Source organism: Ruegeria sp. CDSA241 (assembly GCF_059611265.1).
In genome coordinates, this window is record NZ_JBXWPF010000001.1 from 342,118 (window position 1) to 369,114 (window position 26,997).

General features: G+C 57.8%; 28 protein-coding genes. 14 read left to right on the forward strand and 14 right to left on the reverse strand.

All coding sequences use genetic code 11. The features are described from left to right. Positions 1–4: 4 nt before the first annotated feature. Genes AC2FJV_RS01755 through AC2FJV_RS01765 form a run of 3 tightly spaced genes read right to left on the reverse strand, consistent with a single transcriptional unit; the run spans position 5 to position 2,099 of the window. The gene (locus AC2FJV_RS01755) at positions 5–532 is read right to left on the reverse strand and encodes a hypothetical protein (protein WP_496712310.1); all 528 of its coding nucleotides are present in this window, start codon (positions 530–532) and stop codon (positions 5–7) included. Further along, a complete protein-coding gene (locus tag AC2FJV_RS01760; RefSeq protein ID WP_496693532.1) occupies positions 529–1,377 on the reverse strand; it encodes a GNAT family N-acetyltransferase in 849 nt (282 codons plus the stop codon). Before AC2FJV_RS01760 ends, AC2FJV_RS01755 begins: the two co-directional genes overlap by 4 nt. After that, the gene (locus tag AC2FJV_RS01765; RefSeq protein ID WP_496712312.1) at positions 1,374–2,099 is read right to left on the reverse strand and encodes a 16S rRNA (uracil(1498)-N(3))-methyltransferase; all 726 of its coding nucleotides are present in this window, start codon (positions 2,097–2,099) and stop codon (positions 1,374–1,376) included. The genes AC2FJV_RS01760 and AC2FJV_RS01765 overlap by 4 nt, the downstream gene beginning before the upstream one ends. Positions 2,100–2,111: 12 nt before the next feature. Between AC2FJV_RS01765 and ubiA the strand changes: the two genes are divergently transcribed. The 3 genes from ubiA to AC2FJV_RS01780 all read left to right on the forward strand — a co-directional run bounded on the left by ubiA (position 2,112) and on the right by AC2FJV_RS01780 (position 5,359). Continuing rightward, positions 2,112–3,074 (forward strand): 4-hydroxybenzoate octaprenyltransferase, encoded by a 963-nt coding sequence (ubiA, locus tag AC2FJV_RS01770; RefSeq protein WP_496676706.1) that lies wholly within the window; start codon positions 2,112–2,114, stop codon positions 3,072–3,074. Between the two features lie 65 nt (positions 3,075–3,139). Further along, positions 3,140–5,038 (forward strand): OmpA family protein, encoded by a 1,899-nt coding sequence (locus AC2FJV_RS01775; protein WP_142635292.1) that lies wholly within the window; start codon positions 3,140–3,142, stop codon positions 5,036–5,038. Continuing rightward, the gene (locus AC2FJV_RS01780) at positions 5,039–5,359 is read left to right on the forward strand and encodes a hypothetical protein (protein WP_142635291.1); all 321 of its coding nucleotides are present in this window, start codon (positions 5,039–5,041) and stop codon (positions 5,357–5,359) included. A gap of 130 nt (positions 5,360–5,489) precedes the next feature. Here AC2FJV_RS01780 and AC2FJV_RS01785 read toward each other — a convergent pair whose 3' ends face one another. Next, on the reverse strand, positions 5,490–5,891 hold the full coding sequence (locus AC2FJV_RS01785) for a carboxymuconolactone decarboxylase family protein (protein WP_496689092.1): 402 nt from the start codon (positions 5,889–5,891) through the stop codon (positions 5,490–5,492). A gap of 469 nt (positions 5,892–6,360) precedes the next feature. After that, entirely contained in the window at positions 6,361–7,320 is a 960-nt protein-coding gene (gene hemC / locus AC2FJV_RS01790; RefSeq protein WP_271948580.1) for a hydroxymethylbilane synthase, read from the reverse strand. Positions 7,321–7,427: 107 nt separating this feature from the next. Between hemC and hemE the strand changes: the two genes are divergently transcribed. Then, positions 7,428–8,462, forward strand: coding sequence for a uroporphyrinogen decarboxylase (gene hemE / locus AC2FJV_RS01795; protein ID WP_496689096.1), 1,035 nt, complete (start codon positions 7,428–7,430; stop codon positions 8,460–8,462). Here the strand turns inward: hemE and AC2FJV_RS01800 are convergent. Continuing rightward, a complete protein-coding gene (locus AC2FJV_RS01800) occupies positions 8,459–9,553 on the reverse strand; it encodes a CaiB/BaiF CoA transferase family protein (protein ID WP_496712314.1) in 1,095 nt (364 codons plus the stop codon). The two genes, hemE and AC2FJV_RS01800, sit on opposite strands and share 4 nt — an antisense overlap. A 154-nt stretch (positions 9,554–9,707) precedes the next feature. Here AC2FJV_RS01800 and AC2FJV_RS01805 point away from each other — a divergent pair, with 154 nt between their 5' ends. From AC2FJV_RS01805 to uvrC, 6 genes are all read left to right on the forward strand, one after another. Continuing rightward, on the forward strand, positions 9,708–10,637 hold the full coding sequence (locus tag AC2FJV_RS01805; protein WP_271948586.1) for an ABC transporter ATP-binding protein: 930 nt from the start codon (positions 9,708–9,710) through the stop codon (positions 10,635–10,637). Further along, positions 10,634–11,395, forward strand: a complete 762-nt coding sequence (locus AC2FJV_RS01810; protein ID WP_271948588.1) for an ABC transporter permease — start codon at positions 10,634–10,636, stop codon at positions 11,393–11,395. The genes AC2FJV_RS01805 and AC2FJV_RS01810 overlap by 4 nt, the downstream gene beginning before the upstream one ends. A 113-nt stretch (positions 11,396–11,508) precedes the next feature. Next, entirely contained in the window at positions 11,509–12,306 is a 798-nt protein-coding gene (locus tag AC2FJV_RS01815; protein ID WP_496676722.1) for a S49 family peptidase, read from the forward strand. A 168-nt stretch (positions 12,307–12,474) separates the two neighbouring features. Then, positions 12,475–13,437: a calcium/sodium antiporter gene (locus AC2FJV_RS01820; protein ID WP_142635277.1), complete on the forward strand. Its 963-nt coding sequence runs from the start codon at positions 12,475–12,477 to the stop codon at positions 13,435–13,437. Between the two features lie 16 nt (positions 13,438–13,453). Continuing rightward, complete coding sequence (locus AC2FJV_RS01825) at positions 13,454–14,233, forward strand: SDR family oxidoreductase (RefSeq protein WP_271948592.1); 780 nt, start codon at positions 13,454–13,456, stop codon at positions 14,231–14,233. Between the two features lie 290 nt (positions 14,234–14,523). Further along, positions 14,524–16,407 carry an excinuclease ABC subunit UvrC gene (gene uvrC, locus AC2FJV_RS01830; RefSeq protein WP_496689107.1) on the forward strand — a complete coding sequence of 628 codons (1,884 nt, stop codon included), beginning with the start codon at positions 14,524–14,526 and terminating at the stop codon, positions 16,405–16,407. Here the strand turns inward: uvrC and AC2FJV_RS01835 are convergent. Continuing rightward, positions 16,404–17,288, reverse strand: coding sequence for a DMT family transporter (locus AC2FJV_RS01835; protein ID WP_281995276.1), 885 nt, complete (start codon positions 17,286–17,288; stop codon positions 16,404–16,406). The two genes, uvrC and AC2FJV_RS01835, sit on opposite strands and share 4 nt — an antisense overlap. 175 nt (positions 17,289–17,463) lie before the next feature. Here AC2FJV_RS01835 and pgsA point away from each other — a divergent pair, with 175 nt between their 5' ends. The 3 genes from pgsA to AC2FJV_RS01850 are packed head-to-tail and all read left to right on the forward strand — an operon-like array spanning position 17,464 to position 18,829. Beyond that, complete coding sequence (gene pgsA / locus AC2FJV_RS01840) at positions 17,464–18,132, forward strand: CDP-diacylglycerol--glycerol-3-phosphate 3-phosphatidyltransferase (RefSeq protein ID WP_142635269.1); 669 nt, start codon at positions 17,464–17,466, stop codon at positions 18,130–18,132. A gap of 3 nt (positions 18,133–18,135) precedes the next feature. Next, the gene (moaD, locus tag AC2FJV_RS01845) at positions 18,136–18,381 is read left to right on the forward strand and encodes a molybdopterin converting factor subunit 1 (RefSeq protein WP_142635267.1); all 246 of its coding nucleotides are present in this window, start codon (positions 18,136–18,138) and stop codon (positions 18,379–18,381) included. 4 nt (positions 18,382–18,385) lie between these two features. After that, positions 18,386–18,829 (forward strand): molybdenum cofactor biosynthesis protein MoaE, encoded by a 444-nt coding sequence (locus AC2FJV_RS01850; protein ID WP_142635265.1) that lies wholly within the window; start codon positions 18,386–18,388, stop codon positions 18,827–18,829. A gap of 591 nt (positions 18,830–19,420) precedes the next feature. Here the strand turns inward: AC2FJV_RS01850 and AC2FJV_RS01855 are convergent. Continuing rightward, complete coding sequence (locus AC2FJV_RS01855; RefSeq protein ID WP_142635263.1) at positions 19,421–20,113, reverse strand: Crp/Fnr family transcriptional regulator; 693 nt, start codon at positions 20,111–20,113, stop codon at positions 19,421–19,423. Positions 20,114–20,292: 179 nt separating this feature from the next. Here AC2FJV_RS01855 and hemA point away from each other — a divergent pair, with 179 nt between their 5' ends. Next, complete coding sequence (gene hemA / locus AC2FJV_RS01860) at positions 20,293–21,516, forward strand: 5-aminolevulinate synthase (protein WP_496693528.1); 1,224 nt, start codon at positions 20,293–20,295, stop codon at positions 21,514–21,516. A gap of 56 nt (positions 21,517–21,572) precedes the next feature. Here hemA and AC2FJV_RS01865 read toward each other — a convergent pair whose 3' ends face one another. From AC2FJV_RS01865 to AC2FJV_RS01890, 6 genes are read right to left on the reverse strand one after another with little or no spacing between them, the layout of a single operon-like run. Beyond that, complete coding sequence (locus AC2FJV_RS01865; RefSeq protein ID WP_496712317.1) at positions 21,573–21,860, reverse strand: cytochrome C oxidase subunit IV family protein; 288 nt, start codon at positions 21,858–21,860, stop codon at positions 21,573–21,575. 5 nt (positions 21,861–21,865) lie between these two features. After that, on the reverse strand, positions 21,866–22,414 hold the full coding sequence (locus AC2FJV_RS01870; RefSeq protein WP_496712320.1) for a cytochrome c oxidase subunit 3: 549 nt from the start codon (positions 22,412–22,414) through the stop codon (positions 21,866–21,868). Beyond that, positions 22,411–24,333, reverse strand: a complete 1,923-nt coding sequence (locus AC2FJV_RS01875; RefSeq protein WP_496712323.1) for a nitric oxide reductase activation protein NorD — start codon at positions 24,331–24,333, stop codon at positions 22,411–22,413. The genes AC2FJV_RS01870 and AC2FJV_RS01875 overlap by 4 nt, the downstream gene beginning before the upstream one ends. Before the next feature lie 9 nt (positions 24,334–24,342). Then, positions 24,343–25,152: a CbbQ/NirQ/NorQ/GpvN family protein gene (locus tag AC2FJV_RS01880; protein WP_416383916.1), complete on the reverse strand. Its 810-nt coding sequence runs from the start codon at positions 25,150–25,152 to the stop codon at positions 24,343–24,345. Positions 25,153–25,157: 5 nt separating this feature from the next. Then, complete coding sequence (locus tag AC2FJV_RS01885; protein WP_142635253.1) at positions 25,158–26,525, reverse strand: cbb3-type cytochrome c oxidase subunit I; 1,368 nt, start codon at positions 26,523–26,525, stop codon at positions 25,158–25,160. A gap of 15 nt (positions 26,526–26,540) precedes the next feature. Continuing rightward, a complete protein-coding gene (locus AC2FJV_RS01890; protein WP_142635251.1) occupies positions 26,541–26,990 on the reverse strand; it encodes a c-type cytochrome in 450 nt (149 codons plus the stop codon). Between the last annotated feature and the right edge of the window lie 7 nt (positions 26,991–26,997).

Below are 26,997 nucleotides of genomic sequence, written 5' to 3' on the forward strand. Positions count from 1 at the left end.
GGTGTCAATGCAACCGCATATGCGCAGGGCGCATCGACTGACGCTCCCAAATTACTACGGGATGTACGGCCCCACCGTTCAATTCCGACAACATATGTTCTGTTTTCAACCCCGGCAGCGCCGAGAACACGTCAAACAGCGCTTCGGCCCCTTCGGCATTCACAGGAATGTGAAGCGTCGGCTGGCCAGGCTGTTCCAACACCCAATGCGCCGGATTCGAGGATGGATCCAACGCCAACCGTTCGATTTCCCGCGTCGCTACCATGCCACCGTCCAGCGGGCCAAAATAGCATATCTGGCCTTCGTCGATGGTCACAACTCCGGGGCCACCGACGCCGGTGCGAAACCTGGCGCGCTGAACCCCGATCACGGCCAGTGCAACCGACACCGCCACCAAAACCCAGCCCAACCAGCCCAGCAACCCACCCGGGCCGCTGATCCAGCTGAGGCCAACCAACAGAATGACACCGGCAACCAGCACTTCGCGCCAGCGCCACAGGGCCAGTTTCGCTTCGGGTCGGATGAAACTCATGCGGTATCCTCTGGGTTTATGAACAGGATGAGCGAGTACTGCCCCGCGGATTGAAAACCGATACCGATATAAGCACGCGCAGCGGAATCGGAAGCCGCAAACAAAACCGCGCGTTTCGCACCCGTACGGCGCGCCTCCTCCAGATGCAGCGCGACGGCCAGACGCGCATATCCACGGCCGCGCATTTCACGAGGTGTAAAGACCCCACCAATCTGCACGACTTCTTGCAAGCACGCGTTAAAACCAGTCATGGCGACAGGCCGATCGTCGACCAGCAACACACGATGAGAATCACGTGCGGTATAGGCGTCGCAATCCAAGCCAGACTGTTTTTGCGCTCGTGACGAATTGAATTCCATTGCTTCGATCAGGTAGTCAGACCGCCACCTTTCGACGATTTCACGATCAAACGCACCTAAAGGCACCAATTCTGCGCTTGTGGCATCCGGAATAGCAAGCTGTTCCAAATCCAGCGTGAAACCCGGTTCATCGCTGTTCAGCGTTGCCGGCCGATCCTCCCACCCCGCAAGACGCATGATCCGGCGGGCCTGTGTTGCCTCAGCCGCCATTCCGAACAAGGCACGCCCCCGGATCAGATCAATCGCAGCGGCCAGTTCTTCATCTGTGCAATCGGGACATTGCGGTAAAACCATGCCCTCATTCGTGATGGAGAACGCCGCACGGGGATCGTCGCCCAACACCCAGATATTAACGGCACGTCGGTCCGTGCCCCGCAATCCAAAATCACGCAGATTGGCCAAGGGGAACATCGACGTCTGAATGTGGCGCATTAGAAACTGGTCGATCTTCGGTACATCCGCCTCCTGCGCGAGACGCCAAATCATGACCAGTCCCCCAGCGCCTGCTGCCACATGGTCAGAGCCGCAACGGCTGCAGTATCCGCGCGCAGGATACGCGGGCCAAGACTGACGACATGGGCATAGGGTAAGGCGGTCAGCCGGGTACGTTCACGTTGGGAAAAGCCGCCCTCGGGTCCGATAAGGATCGCCCATGGCAACCCCTTTTCATGCGCCGCCAGGCGCAGGGCCGAGCCGACCTCGGCCTCGTTACAAAACATCAGTTGACGCCCCTCGGGCCAGCCATCCAGAACTCGGTCCAGCCGCTGCAGATCGGCGACCTCGGGCACGAAGGTACCGCCGCATTGCTCGGCGGCCTCGACCGCGTGGGCTTGCAAGCGGTCCTGACGGATACGTTCGGAATTGGTGAATTCTGTCTGCACCGGCATGATCCGCGCCGCACCCATTTCCGCCGCCTTTTCAACGATGAAATCGGTGCGTGCCTTTTTGATCGGGGCGAACAGGAACCACAGGTCAGGTGGCCGTTGCAGCGGTTTGGTCTGTTCGACACAGGTCAGTACACCGCCACGCTTTCCCGCTTCGGCCACTTCGGCCTGCCATTCTCCGTCCTGTCCGTTAAACAAGGCAACCTGCCCCCCCACAGCCAGGCGCATGACACCGAACAGGTAATGTGCCTGCTCGCGCGTCAATTCTACCGATTGCCCCGGACCCAAAGGGTGCTCTACATACAGTCTGATCTTTGCACTCATGAGACCTTACATATGCAAGGCAATGCGCCAACACCAGACGGTCAGGTCGCTGATGCGGTCAGCGGCAACTGGGTCGACACCTATGCGCCGGAATTCTCGCGCCCTTACCTGCGGCTGAGCCGGGCTGATCGGCCTATCGGCACATGGCTGCTGCTGATCCCCTGCTGGTGGGGACTGACGCTGGCCATCCTCAGCGACGGCACCCCGCGGTGGGAGGACCTCTGGATCGCCATCGGTTGTGCCATCGGTGCCTTTTTGATGCGCGGCGCGGGCTGCACTTGGAATGACATTTCGGACCGCGACTTTGATGCAAAAGTGGAACGGACCCGGTCGCGCCCGATCCCTTCTGGGCAGGTCAGTGTTCGGCAGGCCGCGATCTGGATGGTGCTGCAATGCCTGCTGGCATTGTTGGTTCTGCTGAGTTTCAACCAGGCCGCCATCGCCATGGGCGTGCTGTCCCTGTTGCCCGTCGCTGTCTACCCCTTCGCCAAAAGGTTCACCTGGTGGCCACAGGTATTTCTGGGACTGGCCTTCAACTGGGGCATCCTGCTGACCTGGGCCGCGCATACCGGAACGGTCGGCGGGCCGGCGATCACTCTGTACCTGGGTGGCATCGCCTGGACGCTGTTCTATGATACGATCTATGCGCATCAGGACGCCGAAGATGACGAGCTGATCGGTATCAAATCCACCGCCCGCCTGTTCGGCGCAGATACCGCGCGGTGGTTGAAGTATTTTCTGGCCGCAACCGTATCCCTGATGGCGCTGGCCATTATCGACGCCATGACAGGGCAGGAGCCGATTACAGCCATGTTCGTTGCACTGGCGGGACCTTGGGCAATGGGGTGGCATATGACGTGGCAACTGCGCGGGCTGGACACCGAAGACAACGCCAAATTGCTGCAGCTTTTCCGGGCCAACCGGGATACCGGCCTTATTCCGCTGATCTTCCTTTGCATTGCTGGGTTGCTCTGATTGCACCTCGGCGCGGGCCTCTGTAAGAGTCCTGCTCAATAACTTCAGGAGTCGTCTGCCCGCACATGCGCCTGCCCTATTTCCTAGCTGCCTCCCTGATATTCCTCGTTTCGGCCAGCCTATCGCTTGTGGCCGCAGGATATGCGGTAACCAAAGTTGAAGAAGCGTCGGAACTCGCCGTGCGGCGTGCGCTTGACCTAAAAGGGCATGACTGGGCCGAAGTCGAATCCGATGGCCTGCGCGTTGTCCTGACCGGCATAGCCATTGACGAAGCAACGCGGTTCAATGCGCTGACCGCAGCCGGGACCGAGGTTGATACCTCACGCGTTATTGACGACATGCAGGTCGCCCCCACCCGGCAACTGGCAGCACCGCGCTTTTCCGCTGAAATTTTGCGAAACGACAGCGGTATTTCGATTATTGGTCTGATACCCGCAAGCCAAGACCGCAGCGAGCTGATCGAAAGGTTGCGCCGGATGGACGGCGACACCGTTTCGGACCTGATGGAAACGGCGGATTACCCTATACCCGAAGGCTGGGACGACGCGTTGAACTATGCGCTCGAAGCGTTGACCCGCCTGCCGCGTGCCAAAATATCGGCCAGCCCCGGTTTGGTGAAAATCACCGCCATTGCAGACAGCCTGCGGGAAAAAGAACGACTGGAACAGAGCCTGACCCGCGCTGCACCTCCCAGTTTGCGAATCGGGTTGTCGATCTCGGCTCCGCGCCCCGTAATCACCCCCTTTACACTGCGCTACCTGATTGATGCCAACGGCGGCCAGTTCGATGCCTGCTCGGCCCAGAATGAAAAAGCGCGGGATGCCATCGTCGCTGCTGCCAAAGAAGCAGGCCTTGCTGGTCCGTTTAACTGTACAATCGGTTTGGGCGTGCCCTCACCCCGTTGGCCCGAAGCGGCAACGCTCAGCATTCGCGCCCTGTCCAAGATTGGTCAGGGTTCGGTCACGATTTCGGATGCGGATATCACGCTGGTGGCGGCGCAAGGAACAGAGGCTGGGGTCTTTGACCGTGTGGTGGGCGAGCTGGAAAATGCGCTGCCCGAGGTTTTCGCCCTGCACGCCGTCCTGCCCGAACCCGAAACCGCCGAATCCACCGGCCCCCCCGAGTTCTCGACCACGCGCAGCCCCGAAGGGCTGGTCCAAATGCGCGGTCGTCTGAGCAATGAGACATCGCGCGACATGGCCGACAGTTTTGCCCGCGCGGCATTTGGATCGGAACAGGTTTATACCGCCACCCGCATCGCCTCCGACTTACCCGCAGACTGGCCGGTGCGTGTTCTGGCGGGGCTGGAAGCGTTGTCTCTGCTGCATAACGGCGCTCTGACTGTTACCCCTGACGACGTTTCTCTCAGCGGGGTCAGCTACGACCCGGACGCCAAAGCCCGTATCGCCGGATTGCTGTCGGAAAAGCTTGGGGATGCCAAAGGTTTCACCCTTTCGATCACCTATCAAGAGCCGCCGAAACCCGCAGACAGCCTGCCCGACCCAGAGCTGTGCGAAGACCAGCTTGCTGAGGTTCAGGCCAGCAGCAAAATCGCATTCGAACCGGGATCGGCCACGGTTGCCGCGGATTCACGCGATACCGTCAATCAGATCGCCGAGATTCTGCGCGAATGCGGCCCCATCCGGATTGAAATTCAGGGCCATACAGATAGTCAGGGCCGCGAAGAGATGAACCAGCAACTCAGCCAGGCGCGGGCTCAGTCGATCCTGAATGAGTTGCGCGGACGCCGCATCCCAACGTCAAGCTACTCGGCCGTGGGATATGGTGAAACGCAACCGATCGCAGACAACGATACCGAGGCAGGCCGAGAAGAAAACCGTCGCATTGAATTTCGCCTGATCCGGCCTGAACCCATTGCCAATTCCGAGACTGGGCTTGAGGCGCTGGAGGCCGAGACAGAGACGTCAGAAGACGCCGCAGATACCGGCGCAGGGGATCAGTAAGTGAACAGAATCGAATTCATCATTGCCACCGCCATCATCCTGTTCGCAGCCTTCTGCATGGGGTGGTTCGCCAACTGGCTGGCCCATCGTCTGTCTCGTGTTCGCCAAAGCGACGTCGCCGATCTGGATCGCATGAGCCAGGAATTGCATGAGGCCGAAGAAACCCGCGATCAGGCCATCACCTATCTGCAACAGCGTGAGGCCGAGCTAACCAATCAGCTCACCCAGACCGAGGCGGAACTGGGCGCTGCCATGGACGGGTTGCGCGCCGCGCGGCAGGAGGCCGAAGAATTACGCGGCCGGATCAACAACGCGGACTAAGAGAACCAGAGGAATCGGCAACTTGCGACACCCGAAAATATAGGGCCCCGTTGTGTGTTTCAGACACCTGCCAAACCGGGCCCGAAAATCCCTTCAGCTTGATGCAGCTTGGGCACAGTTCAATTCATGATCATGTCTCAGAGGTTGTTTCTGCCTCGTCCAGAACCTTGCGCGCGACACGAAAGCATTCCAGCGCCTGCGGCACGCCACAATAGATGCCGATCACGTGAATAATGGCCCGGATTTCTTCTTTGTTGACGCCGTTGCTGATGGCGCCGCGACAGTGGAGTTCCCATTCGTGCATCTTGCCCAGCGCGCCGATCATGGACAGGTTCATCATTGACCGGGTCTTGGCGTCAATCACATCGTCGCCCCAGCCGAAACCCCAGCACCAAGCGGTCATTGCCTCTTGAAACGGCCGGGTAAAATCGTCGGCGGCGGCCAGGTTTTTCTCAACATATTCCGCGCCCAGGGTGCTTTTGCGTTGCTCCAGCCCTCTGAGGAACAGATCTTCGTCGAAAGTCTCGGCCATCTTGGTCTCCGGTAATCGTCACAATGAAGCGGTGTGCTGAAGCACTCTACGCCTCTTACAGGTACTATCAACGCTTGCACTTTACACCGGATAAGAAAATGCGACGGATTTTCTAGCCCCTTGGCACGAGGATCATTCCACTGCCCCGCGCATCCAGTCTTGAAGACAGGCAATTATATGTACTGACATCGCTTCACCAGCGGGCTGCGATTGTGCAAGCGGTTCAAGACGTCGCGGCTATTTGAGACACCCAAAAGTAAACGGGCCGCCGTCTTAATGAGACAGCGGCCCTTACTGACTGAATGTCGGGGTTTGGTCTCGCCCCCTCGAATACCACTTAAAAATGGACAGACTAACAAAAACTTTCGACTTCTTCGAGACCAACCCGATTTCTCAATCGGTGTGCATCCTTAATGCCTGATCTTTGAGAGCGCGACAGTGAACTAGTTCACATTAAATAAATTTATCTTCAATTCTTCCAATCAAAGAACCCGGGGCCGGCCTTTGTCAGTAGTTTTTCGGCCATTGCGCGCGCCATTTCTGCACCATCACCAATCACGCCAGTGGCGTCTTCGGCGATAGAATCAGACCCGTCCGGGCGCAGGACTTCTCCGCGCAGGCGCAGAATGCCACCGCTGATATCAGCCAGCCCGGCAATCGGAGTCTCGCAGGACCCGTCAAGCGCGGCCAGCAAGGCGCGCTCGGCCAAAAGTCGATACCCGGTTTCGCTATGATGAATTGCCTCCAACATCCCTGCAGCACGGGGATCGTCACTGCGGCGTTCGATACCGATTGTACCTTGTGCAATAGCGGGCAGCATATCCTCGGGCGAGATAGCAGTTGCGGGAACGTCGTCCATATTCAGGCGCCGGATACCTGCCATCGCCAGAAACGTGCAATCCGCTACGCCATCGGTCAGTTTCTTCAGGCGCGTTTGCACGTTGCCACGGAACTCGACCACATTCAGGTCAGGGCGCCGGTTCAACAGCTGAGCCCGGCGGCGCAAAGACGAGGTGCCAACCACCGCGCCATTGGGCAGGTCATGAATAGAGTTCAGGCTGGGCGAAATAAAAGCGTCGCGCACATCTTCGCGCGGCAGGAACGTGTCCAACACAAGACCCGCGGGCTGTTCGACCGGCATGTCCTTGGTCGAATGCACAGCGATGTCGATATCACCTCGCAGCATCGCTTCTTCGATTTCCTTAGTGAACAGGCCTTTGTTGCCGATCTCTTTCAGCGGGCGGTCAGCGTCGATCATCGCGCGATTGTCGCCGGTAGTCTTGATCACCACGATTTCGAATGCATCTTCGGGCAGATCAAAGGCTGTGCCTAACCGCTGCCGGGTTTCATAGGCTTGCGCCAGCGCCAGGGGCGAACCACGGGTGCCGATTTTCAGCGGTGAGGCGGGTGAAGGCAGGGTCAATGTCATGGACACAGCTTTAGTCGCGTCACATTGCCCTGACAATGGGGGCAGAGCTTGACAAATTGCCGCCGAAGGAAGACCCGTTGCCACAAACCAGACGATTGGGGGCACAGATGGCCGAAACAAAGAAACTGCTGCGGGCATTGGCAGGACAGGTGCAGGATGTGCCTCCGATCTGGATGATGCGCCAGGCCGGACGGTATCTGCCAGAATATCGTGCAACGCGCGCGCAGGCCGGGGATTTCCTGTCTCTGTGCTACAATCCCGAGCTTGCGGCCGAGGTCACATTGCAGCCGATCCGTCGCTATGGGTTCGATGCAGCTATCCTGTTTGCGGATATCCTGCTGGTACCACAGGCGCTGGGTGCGGATCTTTGGTTTGTCACCGGTGAAGGCCCGCGTTTGTCGACCATCACGCAGCAATCCGAGTTTGATGCGCTGAAATCGGTCGAGGATATCCACGAAACACTCTCGCCAGTCTATGAGACAGTGCGCATCCTGTCACAGGAGTTGCCGTCCGAGACAACCTTGATCGGTTTTGCTGGCGCGCCGTGGACAGTGGCGACCTACATGATCGCCGGACGCGGCACCCCGGATCAAGGCCCCGCCCATGCGCTGCGCGAGGGGAATACTGCGCTGTTCGAAGCGCTGCTGGACCGGATCACGCTGGCCACGATCGAATATCTTTCAGCCCAGATCGAGGCAGGCGCCGAGGTAGTCAAGATATTCGACAGCTGGGCCGGATCGCTGAAGGGTGAGGCGTTCCGCAAATATGCGGTCGAGCCGTGCCGCGTAATCACCCAGGCCATCAAGGAACGTCACCCCGGCATCCCGGTGATCGGATTCCCGCGAGAGGCCGGAGATGGCTATATCGGGTTCGCCAAAACCACGGGGGTTGATTGCGTCGCGCTGGACAATTCGGTCTCGCCGGAATGGGGCGCCGAGCATGTCCAGGTGGATGGTTGCGTACAAGGCAATCTGGCGTCGTCGCATATGGTGACCGGCGGTCAAGCGCTGGTGGACGAGACCCGGCGGATTGTCGATGTATTCTCCAAAGGGCCGCATATCTTCAATCTGGGTCATGGCATCACGCCCGATGCCGATCCCGACAACGTTCAGCGTATGATCGACGCAGTGCGCAACCGCTAGGCTTTGGGTCGGGCGTCCAGCTCGGCCAGTATGTCTTGTGTATGATCTCCGCGGCGCGGGCTGGGTCTGGGCTTCCACTCCCGCTCGGAAAACCGCGGCGCGGCGGCGGCCTGTAGCATACCGTCGGGGGCAAGCCAGATCTGGCGTGCTGTGTTCATGGCATGGTTCTGCGCTTCGGACGGGTTGAGCACCGGTGCAACACAGGCGTCACTTGCTGCAAACAGCGCCGCCCAATGATCACGTGGTTTGCCAGCAAAGATTTCAGCCAGCCGCCGGGTCAGCGCGGGCCAGGTGGAAGCATCATATTGCTGCCGAAATTCGGGATCGCCAGACAGGTCCAATATCTGCAGGAACTCGGCATAGAATTTCGGCTCCAGGCACTGCACCGCCACAAATCCACCATCAGAGCAGGCATAGGTTCGGCTCCAATGGGGACCGTCCAGAAGGCTGTGTCCGCGAGTATCTGACAGGTTTCCGGTTTGGCGCAGGCTCATCAGCAGGTTCATCATATGGGCCGAGCCGTCATAAATAGCGGCGTCCACGACCGTGCCCTTTCCTGTGCGTGCCGCATTCAGCAATCCGGCCAGAATGCCCGCGACCAGATACATGGCACCGCCACCGATATCACCCACCAAAGTGGCCGGGGTTTGCGGCGGTTGGTCCGGTTGCGACGCATACCAAAGCGCCCCGGACAGTGCGATATAGTTCAGATCGTGCCCGGCATTCTTGGACAAGGGGCCGTCCTGTCCCCAACCCGTCATACGGCCATAAATCAGCTTTGGGTTCAGATCGCGACAGATATCAGGGCCAAGGCCCAGCTTTTCCATCACACCGGGTCGAAACCCTTCGATCAGTGCATCAGCCGTGGCGATCAGGCGCCGGGCCACATCCAGATCGGCCGGGTCTTTGAGGTTCAGGCTGATCGAGCGCTTACCCCGATCCAGAACTGACTGTTCGGGCATGCCCGGAGTCGCGGCCTGCCCCTTGCGGTGGATGGTGATCACATCTGCACCGAGATCGGCCAACAGCATGGCGGCAAAGGGACCGGGGCCCAGGCCCTCGATTTCGATGATCCGAATTCCACTTAACATACCAGTCCTCCTGCCCGCGCAGGGTTTCGGGGCCAGCCAGGAAATGCAAGCCCGGACTGGAAAGGCCAATTGGAAAGCTGAGCAAAATGTGTGAATTGGGCCTGTTCTGTGGCTGACTCGCAGGGTAGTGTCGCCGCCAGAACGGGGGAGGCGCATGACAACAATTCTGTCCATCAGGGATTTGCGAAAGTCCTATGCCGGAGGTTTTGAGGCGCTAAAGGGCGTGTCTCTGGACATCGAGCAGGGAGAAATCCTGGCTCTTCTTGGTCCCAACGGTGCAGGCAAGACCACGCTGATTTCGACGGTGTGTGGAATAACGACGCCAACCTCAGGAAGCGTGACCGTCGGCGGCCACGATATCCAGACTGATTTTCGCGCAGCACGCCGGATGATCGGTTTGGTTCCGCAGGAGATCGCGCTCGAACCCTTTGAAAAGGTCTGGAACACTGTGCGATTGTCGCGCGGGCTGTTCGGGCTTGGGCAGAACAACGCACGTATCGAAGAAATTCTGCGCAAATTGTCTTTGTGGGAAAAACGCAAAAACGCGATCAAAGAACTATCGGGCGGTATGAAACGTCGGGTTCTGATCGCAAAAGCGCTGGCACACGAGCCGCGTGTTCTGTTTCTGGACGAGCCGACCGCAGGTGTTGATGTCGAACTGCGCAAAGACATGTGGGAAATCGTGGCCGAGTTGAAGCAGGCCGGTGTCACCATCATTCTAACCACCCACTACATCGAAGAGGCCGAGGCCATTGCCGACCGTGTCGGCGTCATCGACAAGGGTGAACTGCTACTGGTTCAGGACAAGGACACTTTGATGGCGCAGATGGGAAAGAAGCAGATCGAAGTCATGCTGACCCAGCCCATTCAAACCGTCCCCGACAGTCTGGCCACACACAATCTCAAACTGAATGGCAAGGGTGACGCGCTGGTTTATACCTACGACACAAATGCCGACCGCACTGGCATCACCACCCTGTTGAACGATGTGGCCGAGGCCGGACTGATTTTACGCGATGTACAAACGCGTCAGTCCAGCCTTGAAGAGATCTTTGTCAATATGGTGTCGGGAGAAGCCACATGAACTGGTCCGCCATTACTGCCATCTACCGGTTCGAAATGGCCCGGTTCTTCCGCACCCTTGCGCAAAGCTTCATATCTCCGGTCCTGTCGACATCGCTGTATTTCGTTGTCTTTGGCACGGCGATTGGCAGCCGGATTCAAGAGGTCGAAGGCGTATCCTATGGCGCGTTCATCGTTCCGGGGCTGGTCATGTTATCTGTTGTGACGCTGTCGATCTCGAACGCCTCTTTCGGGATCTATTTCCCAAAGTTTCTGGGAACGATATATGAGCTTCTTTCGGCGCCGGTGAATTTCATCGAGATCGTCATCGGCTATGTCGGAGCGGCGGCGACAAAGTCGCTGTTTGTGGGTGTCGTGATCCTTGTGACCTCTGCATTCTTTGTGGATTTGCGTATTGAACACCCGCTTGCCATGGTGACATTTCTGGTCCTGACCTGCCTCAGCTTTTCCTTGCTGGGCTTCATCATCGGCATCTGGGCCAGCAATTTCGAGCAGATGTCTTTGGTTCCGCAACTCGTGGTGACACCGCTGATCTTTCTGGGCGGTACCTTTTATTCGATTTCGATGCTGCCCCCGCTGTGGCAGACCATCACCCTGTTCAACCCGGTCGTCTATCTGATCTCGGGCTTTCGCTGGTCGTTTTACGGTCTGGCCGATGTGCCGATCATGTTCAGCCTTTTGGCCATACTGGCGTTTACCGGCGTGTGTCTGGGCATCATCGGATGGATCTTCAAAACTGGCTGGCGCATCCGGAGTTAGGCCGTGGACGGCGTTGCATTTTTGCCCATCACCTTCAGTAAATACGTCCACGCGACCGATAACGGTCAGCCGCTCCCTTGTTTACCGCGTGGGCGCACTCTACATCGGCACCCATGAAGGTCAGCCTGCCGTTTCTCAAAAAACAGCCAACCGTTTCGGTCGTGCGCTTATCGGGTGCAATCGGCATGTCCGGGCGCGGGTCGATGTCTGACACAACTCTGGCACCGGTTCTCGAAAAAGCATTTCGCAAAGGCAAACCTGCCGCCGTCGCGCTTGAAGTCAACTCGCCCGGCGGATCCCCGGTCCAAAGTTCATTGATCGGTGCGCGCATTCAGCGTCTGTCGAAAGAACTGGATGTTCCCGTCTTCGCATTTGTCGAGGATGTGGCAGCTTCGGGTGGCTATTGGTTGGCAGCGGCAGCTGATGAGATTTACGCCGATGACAGTTCGGTACTGGGTTCGATTGGCGTGATCTCTTCGGGGTTCGGCGCACATCTTTTCCTTGAGAGGCAGGGTTTCGAACGGCGAGTGCACACGGCGGGCCATTCGAAATCCATGTTGGATCCCTTTGCCCCGGAAAAACCTGAAGATGTCGCAAGGCTTGAAGGCCTGTTACGCGATATCCACGAGAACTTCACTGCTCATGTCAAAGCACGACGCGGGGCAAAGCTTGAAACGGGTGCTGATCTGTTCACTGGCGAAGTCTGGCTGGCACGCCGCGCGCATGAACTTGGCCTGATCGACGGCATCGGTCATCTCAAACCCAAAATGCAGGACCGGTTTGGCGATAAAGTAAAATTCCGCCGTTACGGGCTGCGCAAGCCATTCTGGTCACGGTTCGGCGCCTCCTTGGCACAGGACGCGGTTGCCGGACTTGAGGAGCGTGCCGCATACGCACGTTTCGGTTTGTAACGTGATTATCAAGATCGTGACCCTCTTTTTGATTGCCATGGGCGTCCTGGCAATGTTCGGCAAACTGCGGTTCCCGGGGCAGAAAAAACTACAATCCGCAAGATGCCCGCGCTGTCATCGGTTCAGGATCGGTAAAGGTCCCTGTGCCTGCGAAAAAGGAGGCCGCGCATGACGGCATGGCTGTTATCCGGTCTCGGTTTGTTGATCCTGTTGCTGGCGGGGGATGCGCTGGTACGCGGTGCCGTGAACCTCAGCCTGCGGATTGGAGTACCGGCGTTGATCGTTAGTTTGACGATCGTGGCATTCGGCACCTCGGCGCCAGAACTTCTGATTGCAATCAGTGCAATTAAGGAAAACGCACCGGGCATCGCCCTGGGTAACGTTGTGGGGTCGAACACGGCCAATATCCTGCTGGTGCTGGGCCTGCCTGCGCTGCTTGCCACGCTGCACACCAGCGAATGTGACAGCCGCAAGAACTATGTGTTCATGTTGCTGGCAACTGTTCTGTTCATCGGCCTTGCCTTCTGCGGCGTGTTCAACCTGTTCAGCGGCGCGATTTTGCTGGCTGCTCTCAGCTTTGTTCTATGGACCGCCTTCAGAGAAGCCCATGCCCATCGCAAGGCCTGTGGCAAAGCCTGCGCCGAGGATGACGATTTTGATGGCCTGGAAGAAGCCGATCCAGACATGCCCTATTGGAAGATTTCAGTCTACCTGGTGCTCGGACTGATAGGCCTGCCGATGGGCGCACATCTTCTGGTCGACAACGCTACAATCATTGCCCGCACTTACGGCGTCAGCGAGACTGTAATCGGACTGACACTTATAGCGGTGGGAACTTCCCTGCCGGAACTGGCGACCACTGTTATGGCTGCACTGCGCCGACAAGCCGATGTCGCATTGGGCAATGTTATCGGGTCCAACATGTTCAATCTGTTGGCCATTGTCGGCATTGCAACCCTGTTTGGGCGCATTCCTGTTGATCCAGAATTCCTGCGATTTGATCTTTGGGTCATGCTGGGCGCATCACTCCTTTTGGTCCCCTTTGTATTTTTCAAACGGGATATCACCCGCGGATGGGGAATTCTGTTGACAAGCCTTTACGCGGTTTACGTTATTTCCTTGTTGGTGTGACACAAAGAGAGGCCGCATGACCCGAGCCCTAGTTACCGGTGCCGGAATTCGCCTTGGTAGGGCAATGGCCCTTTATCTGGCCGGGCGTGGCTACGACGTGGCAGTCCATTACGCCTCCTCTGAACAAGAGGCATCTAAGGTTGTCGCTGAAATCAGGGCCCTGGGCCGCAATGCGGTAGCTCTGCAGGCCGACCTGTTAGAAGAAGCAAGCGTGGCTGCCCTGCTGCCACGCGCATCCGAGGCACTGGGCGGACCCATTACCTGCCTGGTCAACAACGCTTCGATATTTGAATACGACAACATCCACACGGCCACACGGCAAAGCTGGGACCGCCACATGAACAGCAACCTGCGGGCGCCATTCGTTTTGACTCAGGCGATGGCTGAACAGGGTCTGGAACCAGAAACCGATGATGCGGGCGAGCCGCTGGCAACGGGCCTGATTGTTAATATGGTCGACATGCGGGTCCGCAAACTGACGCCCGAATTCATGTCCTACACCGTCGCCAAAATGGGGCTATGGGCGTTGACCCGTACTGCAGCTCAGGCGCTAACCCCGGCGATCCGCGTCAATGCCATCGGACCGGGACCGACGATGCAGGGTCACAGGCAATCCGAAGATCACTTCAAAGCACAGCGCGCCAACACCATTCTGGAACGTGGGTCAAACCCCTCTGACATCACCGCTGCACTTGGGTATTTCCTGGATGCTCATGCGGTCACCGGCCAGATTCTCTGCGTGGATGGCGGACAGCATTTGGGATGGCAGACACCGGATGTTCTGGGCGTGGAATAACGTTTGGTGCTGGAAGTTTTGCACCGCTCTCATTTCTGTTATCAATCCGTTACAAAAATGTCTTTTTTTTCATACACTTGCCATGTGTAGAAATTTTTACTGTTTAAATTCAATAGATTACATATGTGCCTATTTTTTAAGCAAATCAAGGAATCCTTAATGAAACAAGGGAAAATTCAAGCCCAACAAAAGTTATCTGCACAGTTATCCACAGAATACGTGGATTTGTTTTCCCTTGATCTGAAGCGCTCAAGATTGCAGCCATGGTCAAAGAATCACATATTTTGGCCATGACCTCTCAAGACGACACCAACAGCTCTCAGAATGACGCCCAGTCGACAGGATACGCCTGCATCCAGCGATATGCGAAAACGCTCGACAGTTCACCTGGCGTGTACAGGATGCTGGATGCGGACAGCCGAGTTCTTTACGTCGGCAAGGCGCGCAATCTGAAGGCACGGGTGTCGAACTATACAAGACCGGGACACTCTGGCCGGATCGAGCGGATGATTGCGGCCACGGCCTCGATGATGTTCCTGACGACCCGGACCGAGACCGAGGCGCTGCTGCTTGAACAGAACCTGATCAAGCAGCTCAAACCGAAATACAACGTGCTGCTGCGCGACGACAAAAGCTTTCCCAATATTCTGGTGGCAAAGGACCATGTCTTTCCACAGATCAAAAAGCACCGGGGAGCAAAAAAGGAAAAGGGCGCGTATTTCGGCCCCTTCGCCAGCGCGGGTGCCGTGAACCGAACCCTGAACCAGCTGCAAAAGGCCTTCCTGCTGCGCAACTGTTCTGACTCGATGTTCGAAAGCCGCACCCGTCCCTGCCTGCTCTATCAGATCAAGCGGTGTTCTGGGCCTTGTGTCGGGTTGATCTCGGATCGGGATTACCGTGAAAGCGTCAAGGATGCGGAACGATTCCTGTCAGGCCGGTCGACCAAAGTGCAAGAGGAGCTGGCCGAACAGATGATGGCCGCGTCTGAGGCGATGGAGTTTGAACGCGCCGCTGGCCTGCGCGATCGTATCCGGGCGCTGACGCAGGTGCAGACCTCGCAAGGCATTAACCCGCGCGGTGTGGCCGAGGCGGATGTGATCGGCCTGTATATGGACAGTGGGCAGGCTTGCGTTCAGGTGTTCTTCATCCGCGCCAACCAGAACTGGGGCAACAAGGACTTCTATCCCCGCGTCGGGGCAGATGTGTCAGCCGCCGAGGTGATGGAGGCGTTTCTGGGTCAGTTCTACGACAACAAGGAACCACCCCGTCAGTTGATCCTGTCAGATGCCATTGAAAACGCCGATCTGATGCAAGAGGCGCTGACCGAAAAAGCCGGTCGCAAGGTAGAAATCCTTGTGCCCCAGCGTGGTGAGAAACAAGAACTTGTCGCAGGGGCCATACGCAACGCGCGTGAATCCCTGGCCCGGCGGATGTCGGAAAGTGCCACGCAGGCCAAACTGTTGCGCGGGATCGCCGAGGCATTTAATCTGGATGCCCCGCCAAACCGGATCGAAGTCTACGACAACTCCCATATTCAAGGAACAAATGCCGTGGGCGGCATGATCGTGGCCGGCCCCGAAGGTTTCATGAAAAATGCCTATCGCAAGTTCAACATTCGTGGAGATGACCTGACCCCCGGTGACGACTTTGGCATGATGAAAGAGGTGCTGACCCGCCGCTTTACCCGCCTGCAAAAAGAAGACCCCGACCGTGACAAGGGAATGTGGCCCGATCTGCTGCTGATTGACGGTGGCGCCGGGCAAGTGAGCGCCGTCCATGAGATTATGGCGCAGCACGGGGTCGAGGAGATCCCCATGATCGGTGTCGCCAAAGGCGTTGACCGCGACCATGGTAAGGAAGAATTTCACCGCACCGGCCAAAGGCCCTTTGCGCTGAAACGCAACGACCCGGTGCTCTATTTCATTCAGCGCCTAAGAGACGAGGCCCACCGGTTTGCCATCGGCACACATCGAGCCAAGCGTGCCAAGGCCGTGGGGGCCACACCGCTGGATGAAATCCCCGGCGTAGGGGCCGCGCGCAAACGTGCCCTGTTGGCTCATTTCGGCAGCGCCAAAGCAGTTGGCCGGGCCAACCTGGCCGATCTGAAAGCGGTCGAGGGGATTTCGGCCGGCTTGGCGCAAAAAGTCTATGATTTCTTCCACGACAAGGGCTAGGCCCGCCGCCCGCGCCACAGGATGTACAGCCCCGAGGCCACAATCAGCGCGCTGCCGATCCACATGGTCTGGTCTAGTTGCTCGCCGAACAGGAACACGCCCAGACCGATACCGAACAGCAGACGCGTATAGCGGAACGGCGTCACGGCCGAGACCTCTCCAATCCGCATCGCCTTCATAAGCGAGGCATAGGCCATCACACCCATAAGCACCGCACCGGTCAGAAACAGACCGTTGTACAGATCGAGCGGGACGATTGGCACGTCCTCCCACAGGCGATAGGCCAAACCGGCAACGATGATGCTGAGGAAGCCGTAAAAGCCCAAAACCTCGGTCCCCAGTGTCGCCGGGGCCGCGCGGCTGGCCAGATCGCGACCGGCAAAGCCCAACATGCCCAGCACCGCCAGAATGGACAGCGCCGAAAAGCTGTCTCCGGTCGGTTGCAGGATGACTACAACGCCAATCAGACCGATCAGAATCGCGCTCCACCGTCGCCAGCCAACTGTTTCACCAAAGATCAGCGCAGCGCCAGCGACAACGACCAACGGAGTGGCCTGCAAAATCACAGTAGCTGAAGACAAAGGCGTCAGCACAATGGCTAAGACATAGAATAACCGTCCGAATACCTCGAAGAGCACGCGCACTTTCATCGGGCGCGACAGGACATCCGGCTGAAACAGTTGCGTGCCGCGCGCCAGTGCAACCGCCGCAAAGACCAGGGCCCCACCCACCCCGAACAGAACCATCACCTGCCAGATCGGTACGGCACCCGAAGCCGCTTTCAACAGCGCGTCTTCCAGCGCAAACCCCGCCATTGCGGCGATCATCCACAGGCTGCCGGTCAGATTTGACCGGGCATCGGTTTGTATATGAGCTGTCATGAGGTGCCTTCTGTCCCGGATACGTGCGGTGAACCTGACCGCAAATAGAACAAACTCCAAGGGGCATGGACGCACCACGCGCTGCCTGCGGCGCTTTGACCAAGTTCAGGGGACAAGTACGGTTTTTTGACTGTCTATCTTTTCTGTTGGATTTTAGCGATGTAGGGTCCGCTGCATGAAGTGGAACCTGCCCAATATTCTGACCGTCCTGCGTCTGCTGGCAGCCCCGGGGCTGGCCGTGATGTTTTTGTATTTCACCCGGCCCTATGCCGACTGGTTCGCGTTGATCCTGTTTCTGACAGCCGCCTTAACCGACTGGTTCGATGGCTATCTGGCACGAGCGTGGAAGCAGGAAACAAAAATTGGCGCCATGCTGGACCCGATTGCCGATAAGGCGATGGTGGTGATCGCGCTGATGATCTTGGTCGGGTATTCGGCCGAACACTGGACGCCGTGGCTGGTCCTGCCTGCCACTGTGATCCTGTTCCGAGAGGTCTTTGTGTCAGGCCTGCGCGAATATCTGGGTGATACGGCTGGGACGCTGAAAGTTACCAAACTTGCCAAGTGGAAAACCACGGCCCAGATGGTGGCGATAGCCGTCTTGTTTTCACAGGGCATCTTCGAGCATTACTTTGTGATGGCCAGCTTCGGCATGGACCCAACGCTGATCGACCAGATTCTGACCGGGCAGGAAGACGACCTGAACGGCCTGCGCTGGCATCTTGAAGGGATGTTCTGGTCCAGTCGGATCGGCCTGTGGCTGCTGTGGATCGCAGCAGCGCTGACATTGATCACCGGCTATGACTACCTACGTAAAGCCATGCCACACCTGAAGGAGAACTAAGGGATGGATGTGCTGTATTTCGCATGGGTCCGCGAACGGATCGGCCTGCCGAAAGAACGGGTTGAAACCGAGGCGGCCACCGTATCCGATCTGGTCGCAGAACTTAGCGCGCGCGAGGATCGCTATGCAGCGGCCTTTGCGGATCTGTCGGCCTTACGTGTTGCGCTGGATCAGGAATTGTCGGATTTTGACGCCCCGTTGGCGGGCGTTCGTGAGGTTGCCTTTTTCCCACCAATGACAGGTGGCTGAGGTCATGCGCATCGTGGTGCAGGAAGACCCGTTTGACCTAGGTACCGAGGCAAATGACTTTGCGGCGGGCGATGCTGCAAATGGCGCAATCGTGACCTTTACCGGTGTTGTGCGTGATCTGGCCACGGGCGATTTGGACGTGATGGAGATTGAGCATTATCCGGGCATGACCGAACGGGCCTTGACCCAGATTGCGCAAGAAGCAATAGACCGCTGGTCGCTGGGCAATGTGCTGGTGATCCATCGGCATGGCAGGCTCGCTCCGGGGGATCGGATCATGATGGTGGCCACTGCCGCACCGCATCGCAAGGATGCGTTCGAGGCGGCCGAATATCTGATGGACTACCTAAAATCCCGCGCCCCCTTCTGGAAGAAAGAAATCACCACCGCTGGTGCGGAGTGGGTTTCGGCCAAGGACGAAGACGAAGATGCACTGACCCGGTGGTAAACACGGGTCCCTGCATATAAGCCTTTGCAACATGCTGTTCGTATCCGGTGCTCACATGCTTATCATCGCGTGCTGCAAATTTGGATCCGCCAAAACTATGCTGGATAAAGGTGTTGGTTTCAGGCAGCCGCTCAGCTTCGGTCAACTCTAGAACCGTAAGCAAAACATCCCGCATGTGGGCAAAGATGTTGAGACAATCTTCCTCCGCCGAAGCCGCAAAAAAAAATGACTATCGACAGGAAAGCGGTAATCAACTCTGTCAGAATGCCGGTTCCAATTAGATAGTCGTTGAACGGATTTTTGACATCGTAGAAGCCCCTAAAGGTTAGAGTTTCCCATTCGATTTCGACCCTAAGAACAGACGGAAGATGCCGACTGGAACTTGACGGCATATCACCTCAGCTGCATGGACCCAGCAAGCACCAAAACCAGCTTGTTTTGAAGTTCTGGATTACCTGACGTTGCACAAGGCCCTTATCCGGAAACAGGGAATCGTGTTCACGGGATCGATGCGCATGTCCTAGCCTGAATAAAGAAGCACGTTCTCGGGGCTCTTTGGCGCACCCGGCAAACACCGGCCAATAAATTCGGTCACTTTTCGGAGGGGTCACTTTCTGCATAGTCTCGCAGTACTTGAATGTCCGAGAGCAGGGCATGTGTCCGGTCAATTTTAACGCCAAACGGCTTTAGCCGGGAAAAGGCGCGGCTCAGGCTTTCGGGCTTCATGCCCAGGCGCCCGGCAATCAACATCTTGTCATAGGGCAGCTCGACAACACAGTCCCCCATCTCGGCTTCGCAGAGAGTCAGAAGAAATTCTGCCACCCGCTGTGCGCCGGTCTGGGCCTTAAGCTGCTCAAGCTGGGCGACCAGAGAATGCAGATGGGTAAAGGTAGCTGCCAGAATTGACACCCCAATTTCCGGGTCCTCTCGCATAAGGGACAAAAGGACCGGACTTGGAATGTGCATGATCTCACAGGCCGAAACTGCCTCGGCCGAAACCGGATAGGGAACGTTACGCAAGGCGACCGCCTCGCCAAAGCTTTCGCCGCGGGTGAAAACGCTGACAACTGCTTCGGCACCGGTAGGGGACATGCGAAACAGCTTTACCCAGCCCGACAGAACCACATGAATGGCCTGGGCTTTTTCTTCCTGTAGAAAAATCGTCTCTCCGCGATCATATTTCCGCCAAATCGCGTGGCTTAACAGCGTGTCGATATGATGCTCGGGAAAGCTTTTGAGCAATAGTGACTGCTTGGCGATCGCTTTTAGTGCCTCATGCGCCACGAAGCTTTCCCCTCTTTTCTAGTTGCGTACCCGATCAGTACGTCCGTCCTCTCAAGGCTATGCCAAACCTTCGGCTTCCAAGCCAGCCTTTCCTTTCTGCGGCTTGACATTTGTCATGTTGCGTAGCGGGTCCGGCACATAGTCTTGCTGGAAAGCCAGTATTCCCAGGAGTGTTCGAGATGGACTACGAGCGTTTTTTTGGCGAAAGCCTTGAGCATCTGCGCGACGAAGGCAACTACCGCATCTTCATTGATCTACAGCGCCGCTGTGGCGCGTTCCCGAATGCACGCCAGACGGACGGCGCTTTACAGCGCGACGTACGAATTTGGTGTTCCAACGACTATCTGGGAATGGGCCAGCATCCTGACGTAGTCGGGGCAATGCACGATGCACTCGACCGTTGCGGCGCGGGCGCAGGGGGCACACGCAATATCTCGGGCACGACACATGACCACGTTTTGCTGGAACAGGAACTGGCCGACCTCCACGGGAAAGAAGCCGCCCTTCTGTTCACCTCTGGCTATGTGTCGAACTGGGCGGCACTTGGGACGCTGGCTGCGAAGATCCCAAGTCTGATCGTATTCTCGGACGCTTTGAACCATGCCTCCATGATTGAAGGCATCCGCCATTCGCGGGCACAAAAAGTGATCTGGAAGCACAATGATCTGGCGGACCTCGAGGCAAAGCTGGCCGCAGCCGATTCAGATGCGCCCAAGATGATCGCCTTCGAATCTGTCTATTCGATGGATGGGGATATCGCTCCGATCAAAGAGATTTGCGACCTGGCGGATAGATATGGTGCGATGACCTATCTGGACGAGGTCCACGCCGTTGGCCTTTATGGCTCGCGCGGTGGTGGCATCGCCGAACGCGAAGGGTTGATGGATCGCCTGACCGTCATAGAAGGGACGCTGGGCAAGGCCTTCGGCGTGGTTGGTGGTTACATCGCGGCATCCGCTGCCTTGTGTGACTTTGTCCGCAGCTTTGCCAGCGGGTTCATATTTACCACCGCCCTCCCACCCGCAATAGCAGCTGGCGCTGCCGCATCGATCCGACACCTCAAGCAATCCAATACCGAGCGCGATCTGCAGAAAACCCGCGTTGCGCAGGTGCGCGCCAAACTGGACGCCGAAGGCATCCCGCATTTGCCCAATCCCAGCCACATCATCCCGGTGATGGTAGGTGACCCGGTGAAATGCAAATTCATCTCGGATACGCTGCTGGAAGAATTCGGGATCTATATTCAGCCGATCAACTATCCGACCGTTCCCAAAGGCACCGAACGCCTGAGAATTACCCCCTCTCCGGTTCATACGAACGAAGATATCGACCATCTGGTCGGTGCCTTATCGGCCCTGTGGCAACGGTGTCAGATCGCGCGAATGCCGATGGCCGCACAATAACTGAGGCGTCCCCGCACTTGGAGAACTGCCGCCCCACGGGGGCGGCTTTTTTCATGTCAAAACAGTGAGAGGCCGAAGATCACCATCGCAAATCCGGTCAGTACCATGGTGAAACCGCTCAGCCAGGCCGGGCTGTGCGTCAGGTCCAGATATCGTGCAAGGATAATGCGGGCTTTGGACAGGGCCAGGATCAAAATGCCTGCGCTCAACACCGGTGAGGACAGGGGGAGTATCGTCAGCAGGGCCGAAGCGGTGCTCAGAACCAACAGGCTGAGCCATGCGCGGGTGAGCCGGTTTGGGAGCATCCAGCGGGAGCTTTTTGGATCCGATGAGGTTTGGGTCATGTCCGTCATCCCAACAGGTAGATCACGGGGAACAGCATGATCCAGACGAGATCGACCATGTGCCAAAACTGGGCGCCGGCCTCGATGTTGCGGGGATTGTCCCGCCAGGCGACCAGCAGCAGGATAACAACCCCAGCCAACACATGTGCCGCGTGGAAGCCGGTGAGCAGATAGTAGAACAGGAAGAACGGATGGGTCTCGTAGGTAATTCCTTGTGCAGCCTTGTCCGCGTATTCCACGCCTTTGATAATCAGGAATACAACGCCCAGCGCGGCAGCTGCGATTAACGCCAGGCGGGCAGCAGTCCAGCGCGCAATCTGCCGCCAATGCAAGGCTTGCGCGGCCAGATAGCCAGAGGTGACCAGAACCGCAGTGTTCAGCGCGGCTCCGGTGCCGTGCAGATGCGATTGCGCCTCGGCAAAGCCCGCCGGATCGGTCAGGCGCACGCCCATGAAAGCGATCAGGCCCGCACCAAAGACCAGCAGTTCCGAAATGATCAGAACCCACATCAGTAATTCGCCGGGCAACTCGTCGATAAGGGACGCGTCGCTCATGCGCCGACCAGTTGGCGGTAGATTTGCGGCAGCGCCATGGTCAGGCGTTGCGGGTCCGGGATGACGGCAAAGCCGCCCTGCCCGAACATCCGCGGGAACCAGCTTTTACCTGTCTTGTCGATGGTGACGCCAAAGACCGATTGCCCGGCCCGGCGCGCCTCGCGCACGGCCATGTGGGTGTCTTCAATTCCGTGGCGGCCTTCGTAGTGGTCAAGATCATTGGGTTTGCCATCGGTGATCACCAGTAACAACCGGCGCTTACGCGTTTGGGTCGCCAGATCGGCCGAGCAATGGCGGATCGCGGCACCCAGCCTTGTATAGTGCCCCGGGCGTAACGATGCGATGCGCTGTTCAACCTGGCTGCCCATCACCTCATCAAACCGTTTGCAGCGTTGCACATAGACCCGCTGTCGTTTCAGTGAACTGAAGGCGTGAATGGCGAAATCGTCACCACAGGCGTTCAGGCCCCAGGCCAGCGCTGCCAGCGCCTCGCGTTCGATGTCGATCACGGCGCGGCCAGTCACGGCACTTTCGGTCGAGCGGCTGATATCCAGCAGGATAGAAACCGCCAGATCGCGCGCCTCGGGGCGGGATTGTTGCCAGATGCGTTCGGTACCTTCACCGTTGGCACAGCGGTCAACCTGCGCCCGAACGGCGGCTTCTATGTCCAGTTGATCGCCGTCCAGATGGCCTCGGGTCATCACCCGGCCCGGGCGCAGCGCTTCGAACTGGCGTTTGACGGCGCGGATACGGCGGGCGGTTGCGGGGTCTTTTCCAAACTCGGCGGCATCCTCACGAATATCGGCGTCCGAGGTTAGAACGTTGACGTGATCGGGCAGGTATTGCCCAGTGCGCACGTCCCATTCCGGATAGAGAATACGGCCCGACAGACGTTCGCGATTCACATCCTCGGGTGCCAGGTCCAGATGCAATTTCAGCTTGGTCGGTGGCGCCTTGGAAATCTGGCCCAAACCGATCTCATCCTGATCATCGGCGGCCTTTTTGGCATTGTCGGGATCATCGTCATCAATGCGACGGTTGATGTTCAGAAACTCGGCCCAGCTGAGGATCGCCTCGAATTTATGAAGGATAAAACTGTCACTGCGTTCAGCCTGGTCGGATTTGCGCCGCCGGGCACGGTGGGTTTTCTCACCCGATTCCTCGGGCGGGCCTTCGGTATCGGGGTTTTCGACATCGTTATGCTCTGAAAAACCAACTGCGCGTAATTCCGGCCAAAGAGGGACAGGGCGGAAATGTTGATATCCGCGTGGGGCAGTCGGGTCATCGTCAAATGACATGAATTGCCTGGCCTTCGAGGATAAAGGCGCGGGGTCGCCCAGCCGATGGCGGATCAGTTCTTCAACCGCTGTTTCCACGGGCGGGAGACCGGATTTGTTGCGGTCATGCAGAACACCTTTGCAAAGCTCGGTGTAAAGCGGTCGCAAGCCGGGGGCGTTGTCCAAGGTTGCATTAACCATGGTTTGTGCAGCGCTCAGCGCGTGCAGATCGGCGCGCAACGGATCATCTTCAACGATCCGGGTTCCCGCATGGGCCGCTGCGGCGGCCAGCCAAACATACAGCGCTCCGTTCGCCTCGCGCGCGGGAAACACCGCCAGACGGTCCGGGAGGCGCAGCACTTCGCCATCGAACGAAGCGCGCGGCATCAGTTCAACTTCGGTACCCAACCGACGGCGCCAGCTTAGGCGATGGTGTGAAACCTCGGGCGAGACCGGGCGCAATTCAACGCCCGGGCTGCCCCCAAGCCCGCGAAAAAGGACTGCCAGCCGCCCCGCGACCTCAGAAAGGTCGACCGCGGCTCCAACATGCACCTGGGGTGCATCGAGACGGCTGGCAAGGGAGTGCCACAGTTTCCCGATCGTTTCTTCGGGTTCCCATGGCTCAAAATCGATCCTGACCATCGGCCGGCCTCACCCAAAGACAGCCGTGACAAGATCGAGGAGCCCGCGTTTGATGTCCTCGTCATCTGTCAGAGGTTCTATCATGGCGGCAAGGATCGCGCGGTCGGTGGACATGCCCTGCGCGATCAGCGTGGCGGCATAGACGACCAGACGGGTGGAAACGCCCTCTTCAAGATCCTGCCCCCTGAGCCCGCGCAGTTTACCTGCCAAGCGGATCAGTGGCTTGCAGCGTTCCAGCGCCAGCCCGCTTTCTTTAGCGACCACCTTTGCCTCCATCTCGGGCGACGGAAAGTCGAACTCCAGTGAGATGAACCGCTGCCGGGTCGAGGGTTTCAAGGTTTTCAGGATATTCTGATATCCGGGGTTATATGAGGCGACCAGCATGAAACCAGGCGCCGCCACAAGCTCCTCACCGGTGCGGTCGATCGGCAGGATGCGCCTGTCGTCAGTCAGCGGGTGCAGCACGACGGTCACGTCCTTGCGCGCCTCGACTACTTCATCCAGATAGCAGATCGCGCCTTCGCGCACCGCGCGGGTCAGGGGCCCATCGACCCAGATCGTTTCCCCGCCTTTCAGCAGGTAGCGCCCGATCAGGTCCGCAGCGGCAAGGTCATCGTGACAGGCCACTGTGTAAAGCGGGCGGCCAAGGCTGGCGGCCATATGCGCCACAAACCGGGTCTTGCCGCAACCTGTCGGGCCTTTCAGCAGGACCGGCAGGTTGTTGGTATAGGCAGCAGCGAACACGTCACATTCATCACCCTGCGGCAGGTAGAAGGGGGCGTCAGCCGCCCCCGTTCTCAGTTTCATGGAGCCATCCATATCCATCACTCCGCTGGGGTTTCGGCCGCGCCGGATTCAATGATCTCTTTCCGGGGAACCCAGATCGAGTAGATGAACAGCAGCGCACCCAAGACCACGACGATGCCAGAGCCAAGGCGCATCCAATAGAAGATCGCGACCTGATCCTGCACATCCATGAAGTAGTCTCCGACCACCCGCTGCATGTGCGTCTGCACTGTTCCAGCAAAGGTCAGCACAAAGGTCATGAAAACCATACCGCTGGACATCAGCCAGAAGCTGCCCATGTTCAGAACCTGATTATAAGGATCGCGGTTCTTCAGGATCGGCATTGCATAGCTGAAGATTGCCAGGTTGAGGCAGACATACGCACCATAGAACGCCAGGTGTCCGTGAGCCGCAGTGATCTGCGTACCGTGGGTATAGTAGTTCACTCCGTGCAGAGTGTGCAGGAAGCCCCAGACACCGGCACCGAAGAAGGCCAATGTGGCACAGCCCAGCGACCACAGCAGCGCCGCTTTGTTCGGGTGGTCCCGACGGCCCTTCCAGACCATCACAAAGGCAAAGGCCATCATCGCAAAGAAGGGGATCACTTCGAGGCTTGAGAAGATCGAGCCGATCCACTGCCAGTACCCTGGTGTGCCTATCCAATAGTAATGGTGACCTGTACCAAGGATACCCGAAAACAACGCGGCGGCGACAATGACATAGAGCCATTTCTCGACAACCTCACGGTCTACCCCAGTCAGCTTCAGCATCAGATAGGCCAAGATCGAGGCCATGATCAGTTCCCAGACACCTTCGACCCACAGGTGGACAACATACCACCAGTATTGCTTGTCCAAGGACAGGTTGCCCGGGTTGTAGAAGGCAAACAGGAACAGCAGCGCCAGACCCCAAAGACCCAGCAACAAGATGTTGGTGATCGCGGTCTTCTTGCCCTTCAAAACGGTCATCGACACGTTGTACAGGAAGATCAGTGCGGCCACGACGATGCCGGCCTTGACCCATTTGGGTTGCTCAAGGAACTCGCGCCCTTCTTTACCCAGCAGCCAGTTGCCTTCAAACAGGTTGAACGTATAGGTCAAGACCACGCCCAGTGTACCGACCACCAGAATGATCAGCTGCAGATAGGCCAGCATGGGCGAATGGATCTCACGCTCGGCCTCTTCCGGGATCAGAAAATAGGCCGCACCAAAGAACCCGAGGATCAGCCACACGATCAGCGAGTTGGTGTGCAGCATCCGCACGATGTTGAACGGCAAAAGCTCGCTCAGGAAATTAGGTGATACATAGATAAAGCCGGCCAGAAGGCCGCCCAGAACCTGTATCGCGAATAGGGCCATTGCCACCGCAAAGTAGGCATAGGCGATTTTTTGGGATTCGTATTTCATTGCTCCGTTCCCTTCTCAGCCCGCCTCGTTGGGCGGCCAGTCCTGAGCGTCGATATTGTCCGTCCAGATCAAAAAGTTGGTCAGATCACGGATGTCTTCGTCGCTGAGGTTGAAATTGGGCATCTGACGACGACCGGGAATGTCTGTCGGCTGCGCCTCCATCCAGCCTTTGAGGGCTTCAAAGGCCGATTCCGGGTCGTCCAGCACGCCCCAACGTGTCATCACATTGCCAACCTCGGGTGCAAAGTATGCACCTTCGCCAAGGATGGTATGACAGTTGATGCAGGCGTGTTTTTCCCAGACGTGCTTGCCCCTGATAACACTTTCATCGAGCTTTGCTGCGTTCTCAGAGTTCACGATATACCAGTGAGAATGGGCCGACAGAGCCAGAAAGATGAGGATAAAGAACAGTGACCCGCCATAGAATATATTGCGTGCCATGCTCTTGGTCATGACTTCTCGCATTGCGCTC

Excerpts from the sequence above, each read along its gene's own strand:
- AC2FJV_RS01815 (WP_496676722.1), top strand. The coding sequence starts at position 11,509 with ATGAAGGTCAGCCTGCCGTTTCTCAAAAAACAGCCAACCGTTTCGGTC.
- AC2FJV_RS01810 (WP_271948588.1), top strand. The coding sequence starts at position 10,634 with ATGAACTGGTCCGCCATTACTGCCATCTACCGGTTCGAAATGGCCCGG.
- uvrC (WP_496689107.1), top strand. The coding sequence starts at position 14,524 with ATGACCTCTCAAGACGACACCAACAGCTCTCAGAATGACGCCCAGTCG.
- hemA (WP_496693528.1), top strand. The coding sequence starts at position 20,293 with ATGGACTACGAGCGTTTTTTTGGCGAAAGCCTTGAGCATCTGCGCGAC.
- AC2FJV_RS01880 (WP_416383916.1), bottom strand. The coding sequence starts at position 25,152 with ATGGATGGCTCCATGAAACTGAGAACGGGGGCGGCTGACGCCCCCTTC.
- AC2FJV_RS01785 (WP_496689092.1), bottom strand. The coding sequence starts at position 5,891 with ATGGCCGAGACTTTCGACGAAGATCTGTTCCTCAGAGGGCTGGAGCAA.
- ubiA (WP_496676706.1), top strand. The coding sequence starts at position 2,112 with ATGCAAGGCAATGCGCCAACACCAGACGGTCAGGTCGCTGATGCGGTC.
- AC2FJV_RS01760 (WP_496693532.1), bottom strand. The coding sequence starts at position 1,377 with ATGATTTGGCGTCTCGCGCAGGAGGCGGATGTACCGAAGATCGACCAG.
- AC2FJV_RS01820 (WP_142635277.1), top strand. The coding sequence starts at position 12,475 with ATGACGGCATGGCTGTTATCCGGTCTCGGTTTGTTGATCCTGTTGCTG.
- AC2FJV_RS01850 (WP_142635265.1), top strand. The coding sequence starts at position 18,386 with ATGCGCATCGTGGTGCAGGAAGACCCGTTTGACCTAGGTACCGAGGCA.
- AC2FJV_RS01835 (WP_281995276.1), bottom strand. The coding sequence starts at position 17,288 with ATGACAGCTCATATACAAACCGATGCCCGGTCAAATCTGACCGGCAGC.
- AC2FJV_RS01885 (WP_142635253.1), bottom strand. The coding sequence starts at position 26,525 with ATGAAATACGAATCCCAAAAAATCGCCTATGCCTACTTTGCGGTGGCA.
- AC2FJV_RS01800 (WP_496712314.1), bottom strand. The coding sequence starts at position 9,553 with ATGTTAAGTGGAATTCGGATCATCGAAATCGAGGGCCTGGGCCCCGGT.
- AC2FJV_RS01890 (WP_142635251.1), bottom strand. The coding sequence starts at position 26,990 with ATGCGAGAAGTCATGACCAAGAGCATGGCACGCAATATATTCTATGGC.
- AC2FJV_RS01870 (WP_496712320.1), bottom strand. The coding sequence starts at position 22,414 with ATGAGCGACGCGTCCCTTATCGACGAGTTGCCCGGCGAATTACTGATG.
- AC2FJV_RS01865 (WP_496712317.1), bottom strand. The coding sequence starts at position 21,860 with ATGACCCAAACCTCATCGGATCCAAAAAGCTCCCGCTGGATGCTCCCA.
- AC2FJV_RS01755 (WP_496712310.1), bottom strand. The coding sequence starts at position 532 with ATGAGTTTCATCCGACCCGAAGCGAAACTGGCCCTGTGGCGCTGGCGC.
- AC2FJV_RS01875 (WP_496712323.1), bottom strand. The coding sequence starts at position 24,333 with ATGGTCAGGATCGATTTTGAGCCATGGGAACCCGAAGAAACGATCGGG.
- hemE (WP_496689096.1), top strand. The coding sequence starts at position 7,428 with ATGGCCGAAACAAAGAAACTGCTGCGGGCATTGGCAGGACAGGTGCAG.
- moaD (WP_142635267.1), top strand. The coding sequence starts at position 18,136 with ATGGATGTGCTGTATTTCGCATGGGTCCGCGAACGGATCGGCCTGCCG.
- AC2FJV_RS01775 (WP_142635292.1), top strand. The coding sequence starts at position 3,140 with ATGCGCCTGCCCTATTTCCTAGCTGCCTCCCTGATATTCCTCGTTTCG.
- AC2FJV_RS01805 (WP_271948586.1), top strand. The coding sequence starts at position 9,708 with ATGACAACAATTCTGTCCATCAGGGATTTGCGAAAGTCCTATGCCGGA.
- AC2FJV_RS01765 (WP_496712312.1), bottom strand. The coding sequence starts at position 2,099 with ATGAGTGCAAAGATCAGACTGTATGTAGAGCACCCTTTGGGTCCGGGG.
- hemC (WP_271948580.1), bottom strand. The coding sequence starts at position 7,320 with ATGACATTGACCCTGCCTTCACCCGCCTCACCGCTGAAAATCGGCACC.
- AC2FJV_RS01825 (WP_271948592.1), top strand. The coding sequence starts at position 13,454 with ATGACCCGAGCCCTAGTTACCGGTGCCGGAATTCGCCTTGGTAGGGCA.
- pgsA (WP_142635269.1), top strand. The coding sequence starts at position 17,464 with ATGAAGTGGAACCTGCCCAATATTCTGACCGTCCTGCGTCTGCTGGCA.